The 16,005-nt window shown below is 69.0% G+C and carries 18 protein-coding genes; 14 read left to right on the top strand and 4 right to left on the bottom strand.

Translation table 11 applies throughout. The annotated features are described in order from the left end of the window. A partial coding sequence (locus HZI36_RS25445; RefSeq protein ID WP_179405442.1) for a transposase occupies positions 1 to 444 on the top strand: 444 nt, incomplete at its 5' end. A 119-nt stretch (positions 445 to 563) separates the two neighbouring features. Here the strand turns inward: HZI36_RS25445 and HZI36_RS25440 are convergent. Continuing rightward, on the bottom strand, positions 564 to 1,190 hold the full coding sequence (locus HZI36_RS25440; protein ID WP_425485299.1) for a 5-formyltetrahydrofolate cyclo-ligase: 627 nt from the start codon (positions 1,188 to 1,190) through the stop codon (positions 564 to 566). 20 nt (positions 1,191 to 1,210) lie between these two features. Here HZI36_RS25440 and HZI36_RS25435 point away from each other — a divergent pair, with 20 nt between their 5' ends. From HZI36_RS25435 to HZI36_RS25420, 4 genes are read left to right on the top strand one after another with little or no spacing between them, the layout of a single operon-like run. Continuing rightward, positions 1,211 to 3,163 carry a lytic transglycosylase domain-containing protein gene (locus tag HZI36_RS25435; protein WP_179405440.1) on the top strand — a complete coding sequence of 651 codons (1,953 nt, stop codon included), beginning with the start codon at positions 1,211 to 1,213 and terminating at the stop codon, positions 3,161 to 3,163. Positions 3,164 to 3,221: 58 nt separating this feature from the next. Further along, positions 3,222 to 4,181, top strand: coding sequence for a complex I NDUFA9 subunit family protein (locus tag HZI36_RS25430; RefSeq protein WP_179405439.1), 960 nt, complete (start codon positions 3,222 to 3,224; stop codon positions 4,179 to 4,181). A 36-nt stretch (positions 4,182 to 4,217) separates the two neighbouring features. After that, positions 4,218 to 4,865 (top strand): glutathione S-transferase family protein, encoded by a 648-nt coding sequence (locus tag HZI36_RS25425; protein ID WP_179405438.1) that lies wholly within the window; start codon positions 4,218 to 4,220, stop codon positions 4,863 to 4,865. Further along, positions 4,862 to 6,106: a multifunctional CCA addition/repair protein gene (locus HZI36_RS25420; protein ID WP_179405437.1), complete on the top strand. Its 1,245-nt coding sequence runs from the start codon at positions 4,862 to 4,864 to the stop codon at positions 6,104 to 6,106. Before HZI36_RS25425 ends, HZI36_RS25420 begins: the two co-directional genes overlap by 4 nt. A 46-nt stretch (positions 6,107 to 6,152) precedes the next feature. Here the strand turns inward: HZI36_RS25420 and HZI36_RS25415 are convergent, their stop codons facing one another. From HZI36_RS25415 to flgA, 3 genes are all read right to left on the bottom strand, one after another. Continuing rightward, the gene (locus HZI36_RS25415) at positions 6,153 to 6,593 is read right to left on the bottom strand and encodes a flagella synthesis protein FlgN (protein ID WP_179405436.1); all 441 of its coding nucleotides are present in this window, start codon (positions 6,591 to 6,593) and stop codon (positions 6,153 to 6,155) included. A gap of 71 nt (positions 6,594 to 6,664) precedes the next feature. Next, entirely contained in the window at positions 6,665 to 6,994 is a 330-nt protein-coding gene (flgM, locus tag HZI36_RS25410) for a flagellar biosynthesis anti-sigma factor FlgM (protein ID WP_179405435.1), read from the bottom strand. 117 nt (positions 6,995 to 7,111) lie between these two features. Continuing rightward, a complete protein-coding gene (gene flgA / locus HZI36_RS25405; protein ID WP_179405434.1) occupies positions 7,112 to 8,062 on the bottom strand; it encodes a flagellar basal body P-ring formation chaperone FlgA in 951 nt (316 codons plus the stop codon). Positions 8,063 to 8,276: 214 nt separating this feature from the next. Between flgA and flgB the strand changes: the two genes are divergently transcribed. The 9 genes from flgB (at position 8,277) to flgJ (ending at position 15,957) form a co-directional block, all read left to right on the top strand. Then, on the top strand, positions 8,277 to 8,768 hold the full coding sequence (gene flgB / locus HZI36_RS25400) for a flagellar basal body rod protein FlgB (RefSeq protein WP_179405433.1): 492 nt from the start codon (positions 8,277 to 8,279) through the stop codon (positions 8,766 to 8,768). A 61-nt stretch (positions 8,769 to 8,829) separates the two neighbouring features. After that, positions 8,830 to 9,255, top strand: a complete 426-nt coding sequence (gene flgC / locus HZI36_RS25395; protein ID WP_179405432.1) for a flagellar basal body rod protein FlgC — start codon at positions 8,830 to 8,832, stop codon at positions 9,253 to 9,255. 32 nt (positions 9,256 to 9,287) lie between these two features. Further along, positions 9,288 to 10,022, top strand: coding sequence for a flagellar hook assembly protein FlgD (locus tag HZI36_RS25390; protein ID WP_179405431.1), 735 nt, complete (start codon positions 9,288 to 9,290; stop codon positions 10,020 to 10,022). Between the two features lie 28 nt (positions 10,023 to 10,050). Continuing rightward, positions 10,051 to 11,289: a flagellar hook protein FlgE gene (gene flgE, locus HZI36_RS25385; protein WP_179405430.1), complete on the top strand. Its 1,239-nt coding sequence runs from the start codon at positions 10,051 to 10,053 to the stop codon at positions 11,287 to 11,289. A 113-nt stretch (positions 11,290 to 11,402) separates the two neighbouring features. Further along, positions 11,403 to 12,161, top strand: a complete 759-nt coding sequence (gene flgF, locus HZI36_RS25380; RefSeq protein WP_179405429.1) for a flagellar basal-body rod protein FlgF — start codon at positions 11,403 to 11,405, stop codon at positions 12,159 to 12,161. A gap of 34 nt (positions 12,162 to 12,195) precedes the next feature. Continuing rightward, complete coding sequence (flgG, locus tag HZI36_RS25375; RefSeq protein WP_179405428.1) at positions 12,196 to 12,987, top strand: flagellar basal-body rod protein FlgG; 792 nt, start codon at positions 12,196 to 12,198, stop codon at positions 12,985 to 12,987. A 38-nt stretch (positions 12,988 to 13,025) separates the two neighbouring features. After that, entirely contained in the window at positions 13,026 to 13,745 is a 720-nt protein-coding gene (gene flgH, locus HZI36_RS25370) for a flagellar basal body L-ring protein FlgH (RefSeq protein ID WP_179405427.1), read from the top strand. Beyond that, positions 13,739 to 14,950 (top strand): flagellar basal body P-ring protein FlgI, encoded by a 1,212-nt coding sequence (locus HZI36_RS25365; RefSeq protein ID WP_425485298.1) that lies wholly within the window; start codon positions 13,739 to 13,741, stop codon positions 14,948 to 14,950. The genes flgH and HZI36_RS25365 overlap by 7 nt, the downstream gene beginning before the upstream one ends. Then, positions 14,950 to 15,957 carry a flagellar assembly peptidoglycan hydrolase FlgJ gene (gene flgJ, locus HZI36_RS25360; RefSeq protein ID WP_179405425.1) on the top strand — a complete coding sequence of 336 codons (1,008 nt, stop codon included), beginning with the start codon at positions 14,950 to 14,952 and terminating at the stop codon, positions 15,955 to 15,957. The genes HZI36_RS25365 and flgJ overlap by 1 nt, the downstream gene beginning before the upstream one ends. Positions 15,958 to 16,005: the final 48 nt, after the last annotated feature.

Genomic DNA, 16,005 nt, shown 5'->3' with positions numbered 1-16,005 from the left:
GAAACGACAGTTCAGACCTGCATCGTGCATTTGATCCGGAACTCGCTCGACTTCGTGAGCTGGAAAGATCGCAAGGTAGCCGCCGCCGCGCTCAAGGAGGTGTACCGGGCGCCGACGGCCGAGGCGGCCGCCGTGGCGCTGGATGCGTTCGACGCCGGCCCATGGGGCACGAAATACCCGCCAATCGCCGCGCTCTGGCGGCGAGCCTGGGAGCAGGTCATCCCGTTCTTCGCCTTCGCGCCGGATATCCGAAAAATTGTATATACGACCAACGCCATTGAGTCGCTGCACATGCAGCTTCGGAAGATCATCAAGNCGCTCAAGCTGATCTGGTTGGCCCTGCGTAACGTCGTTGCCAAGTGGACCGGCTCCCGGCACGATTGGAAAGGCGCGATGACGCAGTTTGCACTGCTTTACCCGGAGCGATTCAATATCGGAATCTGAGTCTCAACCCGCCTCACACACGAAATTCCGGATACCTCCAGCCCATGCGAAACGCGTTCCACTACACCCCCGTGACGCCTGAACGCCAACGCCCATTGCGAAGGCCCATCGCCCACGGATCACGATTCGCTTTCACCGCCGTAAATACGCCCTTCCGTCACCACCCACCCCATCGCCAGATCATGCTCCTCGACCGGCAGCGCCTCGACCCGGCACGCGTCATACGCGATCCCGACCGTCACCGGCAGCACCGCTCCCGGCCAGGCCGCCAACGTCCGATCGTAATACCCGCCGCCATACCCGAGCCTGAACCGCCGCGCATCGAACCCGACGCACGGAATCAGCAGCAGATCCGGCGCGACGACCTTACCCGACGTCGGCTCCGGAATCCGGTGATGCCCTTCGCGCATCGGCGTCGCCTCATCCCACGCATGAAATTCGAGCGGCTCGCCCGGCGCGCGAATCACCGGCAACGCAACCACCCGCCCCGCCGCCGCACCACACCACCCGAGCACCACCGCCCGCGCATCGAACTCACCCGGCAGCGGCCAGTAAAATCCAACCGTGCGCGGCGCGACGCGATCGAGCAGCGCCCGCACATGCTCGCCCAGCGACGCATCCGTACCGGGCTGCGACTGCGCGTCGCGGCGAGCCTGCAACAGCGCCCGCCGCAGCGCTTTTTTCCGTTCCGCGGACCCGGACGAAGTCCTGGCGGCAGAGGGGTTGCGTGCTATGCTTTCGCTCACTCCGTGCTCCAATCAAGACGATGTCAAACAGCCTTTTCCGAGTATATCGTGCGGTCACGCTGACGCTTTCCGCCGCGCTGCTCGTCGCGGGCACGGCCGCCTGCGCCGCGCCCTCCGACGACACGCTTTCCGGGGACGACCAGACCTTCATCCAGCTGCGCGAGGCCGCGCGCCGCAACGACGCCGCGAAGGCCGCACAGCTCGCCGCGTCGATCCCGAACTATCCGGTTCCGTCGTACGTCGAGTACTTCCAGATCAAGCCGCAACTGTTCGATTCGGCCGGCCACGCGCGGCTCGATGCGCCTGACGCGCCGGTGCAGTCGTTCCTGCAGCGCTACGACGGCCAGGCGATCGCCGACCGGATGCGCAACGACTATCTGCTCGTGCTCGGCGCGCGCCACGACTGGCGCAACTTCGACGACCAGTACAAGCGCTTCGTGCTCGACGACGACACGCAGGTCAAGTGCTACGCGCTCGAATCGCGCGCCGCGCGCGGCGAGAACGTCGCCGACGCGGCCCGCGCGCTGCTCGTCGAGCCGAAGAATTACGGCGACGCATGCGTCGACCTGATCACCGCGCTCGCGATGAACCAGCAGTTCACGAGCGACGACGTGTGGCAGCAGATCCGCTTCGCGTTCGAGCAGAACTACACGACGCTCGGCAGCCGCATCGCCGACGCGCTCGGCACGCGCCCCGCCGCGTTCGATCAGGCGACGAGCGTGCCGCCGCTCTATCTCGCGAACGGCGTCGGCCCCGATCCGGTGTCGCACCAGCTCGCGCTCGTCGCGCTCGTGCGCCTCGCGCGCAACGATCCGGATCAGGCCGCGTCGTTGATGACCACGGTCGGCGCGTCGCTCTCGAAGCAGGAGCAGGCGATCGCCTGGGGCGAGATCGGCTATCAGGGCGCGCTGAAACGCTCGCCGCTCGCGTCGGTCTGGTATCAGAAGTCGGCGAACGCGCCACTGTCGAATCCCGCGTACGAATGGCGCACGCGCGCGGCGCTGCTCGCCGGCGACTGGCCGATGGTGCGCTGGTCGATCGAGCAGATGCCGCCGTCATTGCGCGACGATCCGGCGTGGGTCTACTGGCACGCGCGCGCGCTGAAGCAGAGCGGCAACACGCTGCAGGCGAATCAGGAATTCGAGCAGATCGCCGGCCAGTTCAGCTTCTACGGTCAGCTCGCGGGCGAGGAGCTCGGCCAGCGCACGACGATCCCGCCGCGCACGACGGTCTCCGACGACGAGATCAGCGCGATGAGCAAAATTCCCGGCTTCGCGCTCGCGCAGCGCTTCTACGCGATGAACCTGCGTCTCGAGGGCAACCGCGAATGGAACTGGCCGCTGCGCGGGATGACCGACCGCCAGTTGCTCGCGGCCGCCCAGTACGGCAAGCGCCTCGACATGCTCGACCGCACCGTCAACACCGCCGATCGCACGAAGGCCGAGCACGACTTCACGCTGCGCTATCCGTCGCCGTACCGCGAGACCGTCGTGCGCTACGCGCAGTCGACCGGCCTCGACGTCGAATGGGCGTATGGGCTGATTCGCCAGGAGTCGCGCTTCATCACGAACGCGCGTTCGTCGGTCGGTGCGGGCGGGCTGATGCAGCTGATGCCGGCGACCGCGCAGCTCGTCGCGAAAAAGCTCGGCCTCGGCCCGATCTCGCGCGAGCAGATGCATGATATCGACATGAACATCCAGCTCGGCACGTCGTATCTCGCGGACATCTACGGGTCGTTCGACGACTCGGCGGTGCTCGCGACCGCGGGCTACAACGCCGGGCCGGGGCGGCCGCGGCAGTGGCGGCAGTCGCTGACGCAGCCGGTCGAGGGCGCGATCTTCGCGGAGACGATCCCGTTCAGCGAGACTCGCGAATACGTGAAGAACGTGCTGTCGAACACCACGTACTACGCGGCGCTGTTCGAGGGCAAACCGCAATCGCTGAAGAAGCGGCTAGGCTACGTGGCGCCCTGAACCGCAACCCGCACGCTGCCGCGCACGACGCGGCAGCGTGCTTTCATGAGTCTCGATCATGGATCGCCAGACCGTCGCGCTCTTGGGGGGAACCGGCTTCATCGGCAGCCGGCTCGTGAATGCGCTGATCGCTGCTGGCCGGCATGTGCGGATCGGCACACGCCGGCGCGACCGTGCGCGCCATCTGATGATGCTGCCGGTCGAGATCGTCGAGCTCGACGGCTTCGACGCGCAGCACCTGGCCCGCTTTGCCGCGGGCGCGCAGGTGGCCATCAATCTGATCGGCGTGCTGCACGGCGGCCGAGGCTCGCCTTACGGCGCGGGCTTCGAGCGCGCGCACGTGTCGCTGCCGGCCGCGTTCGCGACCGCGTGCGTCGAGGCCGGCGTGCCGCGCCTCATGCACCTGAGCGCGCTCGGCGCGAATTCGCACGGCCCGAGCATGTACCAGCGCTCGAAGGGCGACGGCGAGGCGGCGCTGCACGCGGTCGCCGCCGCGTGCCCGCTCGGCGTGACGATCTTCCGGCCGTCGGTCGTGTTCGGCCCCGGCGACGCGTTCCTGAACACGTTCGCGCGGCTGCAGCGCACGCTGCCGGTGTTGCCGCTCGCGATGCCGGACGCGCGCTTCCAGCCGGTGTTCGTCGGCGACGTCGCGCAGGCGATCGTCAACACGCTCGATCTCGCGGCCGCGCGCGGCAAGACCTACGAGATCGGCGGCCCGGCCGTCTATACGCTCGAGGCGCTGGTCCGCTATTGCGGCACGGTCGTCGGCCGGCACGCGCGGATCGTGCGGCTGCCGGACGCGCTCGCGCGGCTGCAGGCGGCGGTGTTCGAGCGCCTGCCCGGCGAGCCGCTGATCACGCGCGACAACCTCGCGTCGATGTCGGTGCCGAACGTGCTGTCGGGGCCGCTCGCGCCGGAACTCGGCATCGATCCGGCGAGTCTCGAAAGCATCGCCCCCGCGTATCTCGGCGACGCCGCGCAGCGTTCGCGCTTCGACTGGTTTCGCGCGCGGCGCTGAACGTCAGATGATCCGCCTTTTATCAGGAAATCCGTCATGAAACTCGTCATTGGAGACAAGAACTACTCGTCGTGGTCGATGCGGCCGTGGGTGCTGCTCACGCATTTCGGCATTCCGTTCGACGAGATCCCCGTCGAGCTCGGCGAAGCAGACTCGACGGCGCGCATCCTCGAGCATTCGCCGACCGGTAAGGTGCCGTGCCTGATCGACGACCACGGGCTCGCGATCTGGGATTCGCTCGCGATCGCCGAGACGCTCGCCGAGCGCTATCCGCAGCATCTGTTGTGGCCCGCCGATCCGATCGAGCGCGTGCACGCGCGCTGCGTCGCGGCCGAGATGCACTCGGGCTTCTTCGCGCTGCGCGAGAACATGCCGATGCACATCCGCGCATCGTTTCCCGGCGTCGGCGCGACGCCCGGCGCGCTCGCCGACATCGCGCGGATCGACGCGCTGTGGAGCGAATGCCTGGAAGCGTCGGGCGGGCCGTTCCTGTTCGGTGAGTTCGGGATCGCGGACGCGATGTACGCGCCCGTCGTGATGCGCTTCAATACGTACGCGCCGGGGCTGTCGCCGGACGCGGCCGGTTACGCGGCGCGCGTGAGCGCGCTGCCGGCGGTGCAGGCGTGGATCGCCGGCGCGCGCCGCGAGACGCACGTGCTCGCGAAGTACGAGCCGCGGCAATGAATGTCTACGCGGTAGGCGGCGCGATTCGCGACGAGCTGCTCGGCGTGCCGGTGCAGGACCGTGACTACGTGGTGGTCGGCGCGACGCCGGAGCAGCTCGCGGCACAGGGTTTCAGGCCGGTCGGCAAGGATTTTCCGGTATTCCTGCATCCGCGCACGCACGAGGAATACGCGCTCGCGCGCACCGAGCGCAAGACCGAGGCCGGCTATCACGGCTTCCAGTTCCACTACGCGCCGGACGTGACGCTCGACGAGGACCTCGCGCGGCGCGACCTGACGATCAACGCGATGGCGCGCGAGGTGAGCCCGGACGGCGCGCTCGTCGGGCCGGTGATCGATCCGCACGGCGGGCAGGCGGACTTGCGCGCGAAAGTGTTCCGGCACGTGAGCGACGCGTTCGTCGAGGATCCGGTGCGGATCCTGCGCGTCGCGCGCTTCGCCGCGCGCTTTTTCGACTTCGCCGTCGCCGACGACACGATGGCGCTGATGCGGCGGATGGTCGACGCGGGCGAGGCCGACGCGCTCGTCGCGGAGCGCGTGTGGCAGGAGCTGGCGCGCGGGCTGATGGAGGCGCGGCCGTCGCGGATGTTCGCGGTGCTGCGCGAGTGCGGCGCGCTCGCGCGGATCCTGCCGGAGATCGACGCGCTGTTCGGCGTGCCGCAGCGCGCCGACTATCACCCGGAAGTCGATACCGGCGTGCACGTGATGATGGTCGTCGACTACGCGGCGAAGCAGGGTTACTCGCTCCCGGTGCGGTTCGCGGCGCTCACGCACGATCTCGGCAAGGCGACGACGCCCGCCGACGTGCTGCCGCGCCACATCGGCCACGAAGGCCGCAGCGTCGATCTGCTGAAGCCGCTGTGCGAGCGGTTGCGCGTGCCGAACGAGTGCCGCGACCTCGCGCTCGTCGTCGCGCGCGAGCACGGCAACCTGCATCGCGTGATGGAGATGGGCGCGGCCGCGCTCGTGCGGCTGTTCGAGCGCACCGACGCGCTGCGCAAGCCGGCGCGCTTCGCGGAGCTGCTGCAGGCGTGCGAATCGGACGCGCGCGGCCGGCTCGGGCTGGACACGCAGCCGTATCCGCAGGCGGAGCGGCTGCGCGAGGCGCTCGCGGCGGCGCGCAGCGTCGATGCGGGCGCGATCGCGCGCGAGATCGGCAACGACGCGCAAAGGATCAAGGAAGCCGTGCATCGCGCGCGAATTCTCGCGGTCGCGCATGCGGCGGGAGTGGGAGAGGGGTGACGCGGGAAGGAAAAAGCGCGGGCCGCCTGAACGGCCGGCCCGCGCGTCACCGCACGACGGTCGACACGCGCCCGTCCGGGCCGTAAAAGCCGACCTTCGCCGGCGTCGAGCGCAGCACCGCGAGCGTGCGCTCGTTGTAATCCATCCGGATCCGGACCAGCATCCCGTTGGTCGCGTTCGCGCGCCGCGCGCGCTCGGCCGCCTGCTGCAGCAACTGCCAGCGGCCCGCGAGGCGCGTGTCGCGCGCGGCGGCCTGATCCATCCCTTTCTTGCCGGCCGGGAAGCCGAGCGCCGACAACTGCGTGTCGCGCGTGCGCTCGAGGTTCGCGAGCCGCTCGATCAGCTCCGTCTTCTGATCGACGATGCCCGGCAGCATCTGCAGCGGCTCCGGCGTCGTCAGCGCCTTCTCTTCGTACGCCAGCAGCGACGCGAACGCTTCGACCGTCGCGTGTTCGTCGTTGACCGTGGCCAGCAGCTCGTCTCTCATGGGCTTTCGCTCAGCTCGTTACACCGGCGCGCGGCCGATCCGCGCGTCGTTCATCCGGTGCCCGCGCCGGCTCAGCCTTGTTTCGGCGGCTGCAGCAGCTCGCGGGCGGTATTCAGTACGCCGTCGGCGATCTTGCTCGGATCGATCGACAGCGTGCCGTTCTTCAGCGCGTCCTTGATCGACTGGACGAGCCCGGTATCGATATCGGCGGCGCCGGACGCCGCCAGCGAACGCAACTGCGCGGACAGGCCCGACAGGTTTACGCTCGCGTCACCACCGGTCGTGCCGGGCGTGTTCGTCCGCGCATCGGCCGCCGGCGCCGCGCCTGGTTGCGCTCGCGTGGTGCCGGCGCTCGTGTTCGTCAGCGTCTGCGCGCTGGAGGATGTGGAATCGACTTTCACGATGGGCTTCCTGATTCGGTTTGACCCAGATAACGGCATGGCCGGGTCGAACTTTAGCATTCCCGTCCGCGTCGCGATCGTCGCCGAATTCGTCGCCGAATCGATGTCCTCCCGGGGTCAGAGCGGCAGCTCGACCGTGCCGGCATCCTTCACGATGCCGGTGACGATCTGCCCCGCCGCCATCCTCACCCGTACCTGCTGGCCCGGCGGCGCGCTGGCGAGCGCGGCCCCCTCGGCCGAAATCGTGAAGCCCTGTCCGGCCGCGACGACGCGCACGGTCTGTCCGGCCGTCACCGACGCCGCGCTCCTCAGCATGTCCTGCCGCAGCGGCAGGCCGGCCGATACGCGCGCGAGCGCGATCGCGCCGACCGCCTGCGACGGATCGGTGATGATCGTGCGCGGCAGCACGGTCAGGTCGCCGTCGCGCGCGACGAGATCGGCCGCGGTCAGCGCCTCGCCCGGCGCGATCTGCCGCGCGGCGACATAGTAGGGGGCCTGCACCGCGACCTTCGCCTGCAGGTAGACGGTCCACGGCCGCTCGCCCACGCAGCGCACGCCGACCGTCGTGCGGCCCCACAGCCGCGCGCCCGTTGGCAGGAACGGTTCCAGCGTCGCGCAGGCGGCGAGGCCGCGCGCGAACGACGGCGATACCGTGACCGTCGTCTTGCCCGGCAGACCCTCCGCCTGCTGCTGAAGATACGCGAGCGCCGCACGGCGGACCGATTCGGCGTCCTGCTGGCCGGGCGGCGTGGCCGGTGCGGCGGTTTGGGCGGTGGCTTGGCCGGCGTTCTGCCCGGCGGCCGTGGCGGGTGCCCGCCCAGCGGCCGGGGCGACGGTGCGCACGCTCCGGTTCTCCGCCGCTGCCGCAGGCGTGCCCGCGACGATCGTCACGATTCGGCTCGGGTCGGTGGCCGAGGCCGCCTCGGCGGTCTCGCCGCGCCCCGGGATCACGATCATCCCGTCCTGCTGCGCGGCGGCCACGCTCGCCCACAGCGCCGCGACGAGCGCGCACGCGAGCCGCCGGAGCGACTGGCGCGCGGCGGGGCCGCGATGTGCGATGGCTTTCATGGCGCTGTCCTCGAGATAGGAGTCCCGATTCGCATTCTAGGGAGCCGGCCCGCCACGCAAACGGTGGATATAGGGGGGCTTTGCCGTGTTATTCGGCCGATTGCGGCTTGACGCTCCCGCCTACCATGCATTCCATCGAAAAAGGGCTCTTCGGCCGCGCGGCGGCGAAGAGTGGCAGGGCGGTGCATCGCTTGAGAAACGGAGAGGCGCACAGATGCTGGACAAACTCGATGCCGAATTCGCGTTCGGCCGCCAGGCGCTCGACGTGCGCGCCTATCGACAGGAACTGCTGTCGTCGAACGTCGCGAACGCGGACACGCCCGGCTACCAGGCGCGCGACGTCGATTTCGCGTCGACGCTCGCGCGTTCGCTGCAGCAGACGGGCGCCGGCGGCCTCGCGCCGGCCAACGCGGCGCCGCTCGCCGCCGCGCAGCCGGCGGGCGTCGCGTCCGGGATGACGCTCGCGTCGACGTCGCCCGGCCATATCGCCGGTGCCGCGACGCTCGCGGCGACGGGCGGCCCGGCCGACGACTTCGGCCGCCCGCAGTACCGGCAGCCGCTGCAGCCGGCGCTCGACGGCAACACGGTCGACCTCGACGTCGAGCGCGTGCAGTTCGCGGACAACGCGCTGCACTACGAAGCCGGCATGACCGTGATGACGCAGCAGATCAAGACGATGATCGCCGCGATCACGTCCGGCTCGTGACCTTCCCGGCCTTCATGACCTGGCCGAACAGCATGCCCGCGAATGGGCACAAGGAGCTTCGATGCCATCACTGATGAACATCTTCGACGTCGCCGGCTCGGCGCTGTCCGCGCAGTCGCAGCGGCTGAACGTGACCGCGTCGAACCTCGCGAACGCCGACAGCATGACGGGCCCCGACGGCCAGCCGTACAAGGCGAAGCAGGTCGTGTTCGAAACCGACCCGCAGGGCGGCGCGCGCACCGCGTCGGGCCAGGGGATCGGCGGCGTGCGCGTCGCGAAGGTGATCGACGATCCGTCGCCGATGAAGAGCACGTACGACCCGTCGAATCCGCAGGCCGACGCGAACGGCTATGTGCAGATGCCGAACGTCGACCCGGTGCAGGAGATGGTCAACATGATCTCCGCGTCGCGCTCGTACCAGGCGAACGTCGAAACGCTGAACACCGCGAAGTCGCTGATGCTGAAAACGCTGACGATCGGCACCTGAGCGTATCTCTCTCTGACACAAGGCGAATCCGGATGACTTCCTCCTCCACGACGATCGGCGGCAACGGCACGACCGTCTCGAACACGCCGACCGACACGATGAGCGCGACGAGCCTCGGCGGAACGTCGGCGAGCGACCTGCAGTCGACGTTCCTGCAACTGCTCGTCACGCAGCTTCAGAACCAGGATCCGACGAACCCCGTCGACAGCTCGCAGATGACGTCGCAGCTCGCGCAGATCAGCACGGTGAGCGGCATCGCGCAGCTGAATACGTCGCTGACGTCGCTGTCGACGCAGCTGATGGCCGGCCAGCAGACGCAGGCGGCGTCGCTGATCGGCGAGAACGTGCTCGCGCCGGGCAACGGCGTCACCGTGGCGAACGGCGCCGCGACGTCGTTCGGCGTGCAGCTGTCGAGCGCGGTGTCGAACCTGACGATCACCGTGAAGAATGCGGCGGGCACGGTCGTGAACACGATCAACGCGGGCGCGCAGTCGGCCGGCACCGTGCCGTTCAACTGGACGCCGACCGACAGCGCGGGCAATACGCTGCCGGACGGCACGTACACGATCGGCGCGCAGGCGGTCGGCAGCAGCGGCAGCACCAGCTCGGCGACCGTGCTGTCGTCCGCGAAGGTAGACAGCGTGATCCAGCAGGCGGACGGCACGCCGGGGCTCGTGCTGTCGAACGGTTCGACGGTGGGCCTGTCGCAGGTCGCGTCGATTTACCCGGGCACGACGTCGAGCACGACGGCGTCCACCACCAACTGATTCAACCTCGACAAAACGGAGACCAGGCATGGGTTATCAACAGGGATTGAGCGGCCTCGCCGGGGCGTCGAGCGCGCTCGACGTGATCGGCAACAACATCGCGAACGCGAACACGGTCGGCTTCAAGGGCGCCACCGCGCAGTTCGCGGACATGTACGCGAATTCGGTCGCGACCGCGACCAACAACCAGATCGGCATCGGCACGACGATGTCGTCGGTGCAGCAGAATTTCAGTCAGGGGACGATCACGACGACGGACTCGGCGCTCGACGTCGCGATCAACGGCAACGGCTTCTTCCAGATGTCGAACAACGGCGCGCTCACGTATTCGCGCGACGGCACGTTCCAGCGCAACGCGAGCGGCTATCTCGTCAACGCGCAGGGCCTGAATCTGATGGGCTACGCGGCGAACGCGAACGGCGTGATCAACACCGCGACGACCGTGCCGCTGCAAGCGCCGACGACGAACCTCGCGCCGAGCGCGACGAGCACGATCAGCGCGCAGTTGAACCTGAACTCGCAGGATACGGTGCCGACCGGGGGCGTGGCGGCGTTCAGCGCGACCAATGCGTCGACGTACAACTACTCGACGTCGATCCAGACCTACGACTCGCTCGGTGGCGCGCAGCAGGTCAACATGTATTTCCTGAAAACCGGTCCGGCGGCCGGCGCGACCGGTCCGGGCACGTGGGAAGTGTTTGCGGGCGCGGCGGGCCAGACGCCGACGGACGCGGGCCCGATCACGTTCGACTCGTCGGGCAACATCACGAGCCCGTCGCCGGCGACGCTGTCGTTCACGATGCCGAACACGGCCAACACGCCGACGACGCCGACGGTGACGCTCGACCTGACCGGCACCACGCAGTACGGCGGCCAGGACGGCGTGAACAATCTGTCGCAGAACGGTTACGCGAGCGGCACGCTGACGAACTACACGATCGGCACGGACGGCAAGATCACCGGCAACTACTCGAACGGGCAGACCTCGGTGCTCGGCCAGATCGTGCTCGCGAACTTCAACAATCCGAACGGCCTCGTGAACCTCGGCGGCAATCAGTATGCGGAGACGGCCGATTCGGGCGTGCCGCAGATCTCCGCGCCGGGCAGCACGAACCACGGCACGCTGCAGGGCAGCGCGCTCGAAAACTCGAACGTCGACCTGACGAGCCAGCTCGTCGACCTGATCACCGCGCAGCGCAATTACCAGGCGAACGCGCAGACGATCAAGACGCAGCAGGCCGTCGATCAGACGATCGTCAATCTCTGACGCGCCACTGGCGCGCGCTGAAAGGCACACATGAAACGATCCCCACGCTCACGTAGTTCGCTGCCCCCCGAGGGGGCGGTCAGCCTTCTTGGGGCGGCCCGGCGGAGGCTGACATGGACCGACTGATCTACACGGCGATGACGGGCGCGTCGCAGGCGCTCGACCAGCAGGCGATCGTCGCGAACAACCTCGCGAACGCGTCGACGACGGGCTTTCGCGCGCAGCTCGCCGCGTATCGCGCGGTGCCGATGAACTTCGGCGACGGCAGCGCCGTCGATCCGAACACGACGCGCACGTACGCGATCGCGTCGACGCCGAGCGCGGATTTCGCGACGGGCCCGATCGAGCGAACCGGCAATCCGCTCGACGTCGCGGTCGAAGGGCAGGGCTGGCTGTCGGTCCAGACGGCCGACGGCAGCGAGGCGTACACGCGCGCGGGCAACCTGCACGTCGACGAGAACGGCCAGCTCGTGACCGCGAGCAACCTGCCGGTCGTCGGCGACGGTGGCCCGCTGGCGGTGCCGCCGAACGCGCAGATCACGATCGGCAAGGATGGCACGGTGTCCGCGCTGATGCCGGGCGATCCGCCGACCGCGGTCGCGGTCGTCGGCCAGCTGAAGCTCGTGAACCCCGACCCGTCGACGCTCTCGCGCGGCGCGGACGGCCTGTTCCGCACCGCCGACGGCAATCCGGCCGACACCGACCCGAGCGTCGCGATCGTGCCGAATTCGCTCGAAGGCAGCAATGTGAATCCGGTCAACGCGATGGTGTCGATGATCGACAACGCGCGCGCATTCGAGCTTCAGTCGAAGCTGATCAGCAGCGCGGACCAGAACGAGCAGTCAGCCAACCAGCTGCTCAGTTTCAGCTGAGCGGCCCCGGCCGCCCACGAAGGAGAACGAACCAATGAACCGATCGCTCTACATCGCCGCCACCGGCATGAACGCGCAGCAGGCGCAGATGGACGTGATCTCGAACAACCTCGCGAACGTCAGCACCAACGGCTTCAAGGGCTCGCGCGCGGTGTTCGAGGACCTGCTGTACCAGACGGTCCGCCAGCCCGGCGCGAACTCGACGCAGCAGACCGAGCTGCCGTCGGGCCTGCAGCTCGGCACCGGCGTGCAGCAGGTCGCGACCGAGCGCCTGTACACGCAGGGCAGCCTGCAGCAGACCGGCAACTCGAAGGACGTCGCGATCAACGGCGCCGGCTTCTTCCAGGTGCTGATGCCGGACGGCACGAACGCCTACACGCGCGACGGCTCGCTCCAGACCAACGCGCAGGGCCAGCTCGTCACGTCGAGCGGCTACCAGGTGATCCCGGCGATCACGGTGCCCGCGAACGCGACGTCGCTGACGATCGGCTCGGACGGCGTCGTGACGATCACGCAGCCGGGCTCGAGCAACGCGGTGCAGATCGGCGCGCTGCAGCTCGCGACGTTCATCAATCCGGCCGGCCTCGAGGCGAAGGGCGAGAACCTGTTCGCGGAGACGTCGTCGTCGGGCGCGCCGAACGTGTCGCAGCCGGGCCTGAACGGCGCGGGATCGCTCAACCAGGGGTACGTCGAGGCGTCGAACGTGAACGTCGTGCAGGAGCTCGTGAACATGATCCAGACGCAGCGCGCGTACGAGATCAACAGCAAGGCGGTGACGACGTCCGACCAGATGTTGCAGACCGTCACGCAGATGAAGCAGGGCTGACCCACGCCGATGCCCCCTCACGCCGCAGGATCGTCATCATGAAGTTCGCCGTTCGACCCGTTCCGTTTTCCGCTTGCGTCGCGGGCCGCGCAAGCGGCCTGCGCGCGCCGGCCGCCGCGCTCGCGCTGGCCGCGCTCGCCGGCTGCGCGCTGGTGCCGCACCCGCCGATCGTCCAGCAGCCGATGACCGCGCAGCCGCCCGCGCCGCCGTCGATGCAGGCGCCGGGCTCGATCTACAACCCGGGCTTCGCCGGGCGGCCGCTGTTCGAGGACCAGCGCCCGCGCAACATCGGCGACATCCTGACGATCATGATCGCGGAGAACATCAACGCGACGAAGTCGTCGGGCGCGAACGCGAACCGCGGCGGCAGCACCGACTTCGGCGTGCCGACCGCGGGCTTTTTCGGCGGGCTGTTCGCGAAGACGAATCTGTCCGGATCGGGCGCGAACAAGTTCACGGCGGCAGGCGGCGCGAGCGCGGCGAATACGTTCAACGGCACGATCACCGTCACCGTGACGAACGTGCTGCCGAACGGCAACCTCGTCGTGTCCGGCGAGAAGCAGATGCTGATCAATCAGGGTAACGAATTCGTGCGCTTCTCGGGCGTCGTCAATCCGAACACGATCTCGGGCCAGAACTCGGTCTACTCGACGCAGGTCGCCGACGCGAAGATCGAGTATTCCGCGAAGGGCTACATCAACGAAGCCGAGGACATGGGCTGGCTGCAGCGCTTCTTCCTCAACATCGCGCCGTGGTGACGACCATGCCGACCGCCGATTCCCGTTTTGTGCCGCGCTTCGTTCCCCGCGCGCGTGCGCGCCGCGCGCTCGCGTGGTTCGTCGCCGCATGCGCGGCCGTTGCCTGCGCGGCCGCGTTCGCGCCGGACGCGCACGCGGAGCGCCTGAAGGATCTCGTGCAGATCCAGGGCGTGCGCGACAACCCGCTGATCGGCTACGGGCTCGTCGTCGGCCTCGACGGCACCGGCGACCAGACGATGCAGACGCCGTTCACCACGCAGACGCTCGCGAACATGCTCGCGAACCTCGGCATCTCGATCAACAACGGCTCGGCCAACGGCGGCCCGTCGACGCTGTCGAACATGCAGCTGAAGAACGTCGCCGCGGTGATGGTGACCGCGACGCTGCCGCCGTTCGCGCGGCCCGGCGAGGCGCTCGACGTGACGGTGTCGTCGCTCGGCAACGCGAAGAGCCTGCGCGGCGGCACGCTGCTGCTGACGCCGATGAAGGGCGCGGACGGGCAGGTGTACGCGCTCGCGCAGGGTAACCTCGCGGTCGGCGGCGCGGGCGCGAGCGCGAACGGCAGCAAGGTTCAGGTGAACCAGCTCGCGGCGGGGCGCGTCGTCGGCGGCGCGATCGTCGAGCGCACGGTGCCGAACGCGCTCGCGCAGATGGGCGGCCACCTCACGCTGCAACTGAACGACATGGACTACGGCACGACCGAGCGGATCGTGTCGGCGGTCGACTCGACGTTCGGCCCCGGCACCGCGACCGCGCTCGACGGCCGCACGATCGAGCTCGCGGCGCCGGCCAATTCGGCGCAGCAGGTCGCGTTCATGGCGCGGCTGCAGGACATCGACGTACGGCCCGAGCAGGCGGCCGCGAAGGTGATCTTCAACGCGCGCACCGGCTCGATCGTGATGAACCAGATGGTCACGCTGCAAAGCTGCGCGGTCGCGCACGGCAACCTGTCGGTCGTCGTGAACACGCAGCCGGTCGTGTCGCAGCCGGGGCCGTTCTCGAACGGGCAGACGGTCGTCGCGCAGCAGTCGCAGATCCAGATGAAGCAGGACAACGGCGCGCTGAAACTGGTGACGGCCGGCGCGAACCTGACCGAAGTCGTGAAGGCGCTGAACGCGCTCGGCGCGACGCCCGCGGATCTGATGTCGATCCTGCAGGCGATGAAGGCGGCCGGCGCATTGCGCGCGGATCTGGAGATCATCTGATGGACGGCTCGACGAAGACGGCGGACCTGTCGCAGCGCTTCGCGCTCGACGTCCAGGGTTTCGACGCGCTGCGCGCGCAGGCGCAGCAGTCGCCGCAGGCGGGCGCGAAAGTCGTCGCGGGCCAGTTCGACGCGATGTTCACGCAGATGATGCTCAAGAGCATGCGCGACGCGACGCCCGACGGCGGGTTGTTCGATTCGAGCACGTCGAAAATGTACACGTCGATGCTCGACCAGCAGCTCGCGCAGCATATGTCGTCGCGCGGGATCGGCGTCGCCGACATGTTGATGAAGCAACTGATGCGCAGCGCGGGCGGCGGCTCGGGCGCGGCGGCCGGCGGCGGTGCGGGCGGCGCGGCCGGCACGCCCGCGGCGGGCCTCGCGGCCCTCGGCGCGGGCGGTGCGGGTGGCGGAGAAGGCGGCCTCGCGGCGATGAACGCGCTCGCGAAGGCGTACGCGAATGCGGGCGCGAGCAATGGCAGCCTCGCCGACTCGCGCGGCTACACCCGCGACAGCGCGCTGACGCCGCCGCTGAAGGGCGCGGGCGGCGGCTCGGCGGACGCGGACGCGTTCGTCGGGCGGCTCGCCGGCCCCGCGCAGGCGGCGAGCGACGCGACCGGGATCCCGGCGCGCTTCATCGTCGGCCAGGCGGCGCTCGAATCGGGCTGGGGCAAGCGCGAGATCCGCGGCGCGGACGGCACGTCGAGCTACAACGTGTTCGGGATCAAGGCGACGAAGGGCTGGACGGGGCGCACGGTGTCGGCGCTGACGACCGAGTACGTGAACGGCAAGGCGCACCGCGTCGTCGCGAAGTTCCGCGCGTACGACTCGTACGAGGACGCGATGACCGACTACGCGACGCTGCTGAAGAACAATCCGCGCTACGCGGGCGTGCTGAGCGCGAGCCGCAGCGCCGAGGGTTTCGCCAACGGGATGCAGCAGGCCGGCTACGCGACGGACCCGAACTACGCGAAGAAGTTGATCTCGATCATGCAGCAGATCGGCTGAGTCGTTCGTGCCCTTTGGCCGCGGTGGGCGGGCGAACGACGCCCGGTT

This window comes from Burkholderia guangdongensis, from assembly GCF_013403875.1.
Lineage (GTDB): Bacteria > Pseudomonadota > Gammaproteobacteria > Burkholderiales > Burkholderiaceae > Burkholderia > Burkholderia guangdongensis.
Note: the sequence above shows the minus strand (reverse complement) of the source record. Positions and strands in the feature narration are given on the sequence as shown.

What these genes read in the sequence shown, in the direction of transcription:
- HZI36_RS25430 (WP_179405439.1), top strand. Translation starts at nt 3,222, where the DNA reads ATGGATCGCCAGACCGTCGCGCTCTTGGGGGGAACCGGCTTCATCGGC.
- HZI36_RS25390 (WP_179405431.1), top strand. Translation starts at nt 9,288, where the DNA reads ATGACTTCCTCCTCCACGACGATCGGCGGCAACGGCACGACCGTCTCG.
- flgB (WP_179405433.1), top strand. Translation starts at nt 8,277, where the DNA reads ATGCTGGACAAACTCGATGCCGAATTCGCGTTCGGCCGCCAGGCGCTC.
- flgA (WP_179405434.1), bottom strand. Translation starts at nt 8,062, where the DNA reads ATGAAAGCCATCGCACATCGCGGCCCCGCCGCGCGCCAGTCGCTCCGG.
- flgH (WP_179405427.1), top strand. Translation starts at nt 13,026, where the DNA reads ATGAAGTTCGCCGTTCGACCCGTTCCGTTTTCCGCTTGCGTCGCGGGC.
- HZI36_RS25425 (WP_179405438.1), top strand. Translation starts at nt 4,218, where the DNA reads ATGAAACTCGTCATTGGAGACAAGAACTACTCGTCGTGGTCGATGCGG.
- HZI36_RS25415 (WP_179405436.1), bottom strand. Translation starts at nt 6,593, where the DNA reads ATGAGAGACGAGCTGCTGGCCACGGTCAACGACGAACACGCGACGGTC.
- flgC (WP_179405432.1), top strand. Translation starts at nt 8,830, where the DNA reads ATGCCATCACTGATGAACATCTTCGACGTCGCCGGCTCGGCGCTGTCC.
- flgF (WP_179405429.1), top strand. Translation starts at nt 11,403, where the DNA reads ATGGACCGACTGATCTACACGGCGATGACGGGCGCGTCGCAGGCGCTC.
- flgJ (WP_179405425.1), top strand. Translation starts at nt 14,950, where the DNA reads ATGGACGGCTCGACGAAGACGGCGGACCTGTCGCAGCGCTTCGCGCTC.
- flgG (WP_179405428.1), top strand. Translation starts at nt 12,196, where the DNA reads ATGAACCGATCGCTCTACATCGCCGCCACCGGCATGAACGCGCAGCAG.
- HZI36_RS25420 (WP_179405437.1), top strand. Translation starts at nt 4,862, where the DNA reads ATGAATGTCTACGCGGTAGGCGGCGCGATTCGCGACGAGCTGCTCGGC.
- flgE (WP_179405430.1), top strand. Translation starts at nt 10,051, where the DNA reads ATGGGTTATCAACAGGGATTGAGCGGCCTCGCCGGGGCGTCGAGCGCG.
- HZI36_RS25435 (WP_179405440.1), top strand. Translation starts at nt 1,211, where the DNA reads ATGTCAAACAGCCTTTTCCGAGTATATCGTGCGGTCACGCTGACGCTT.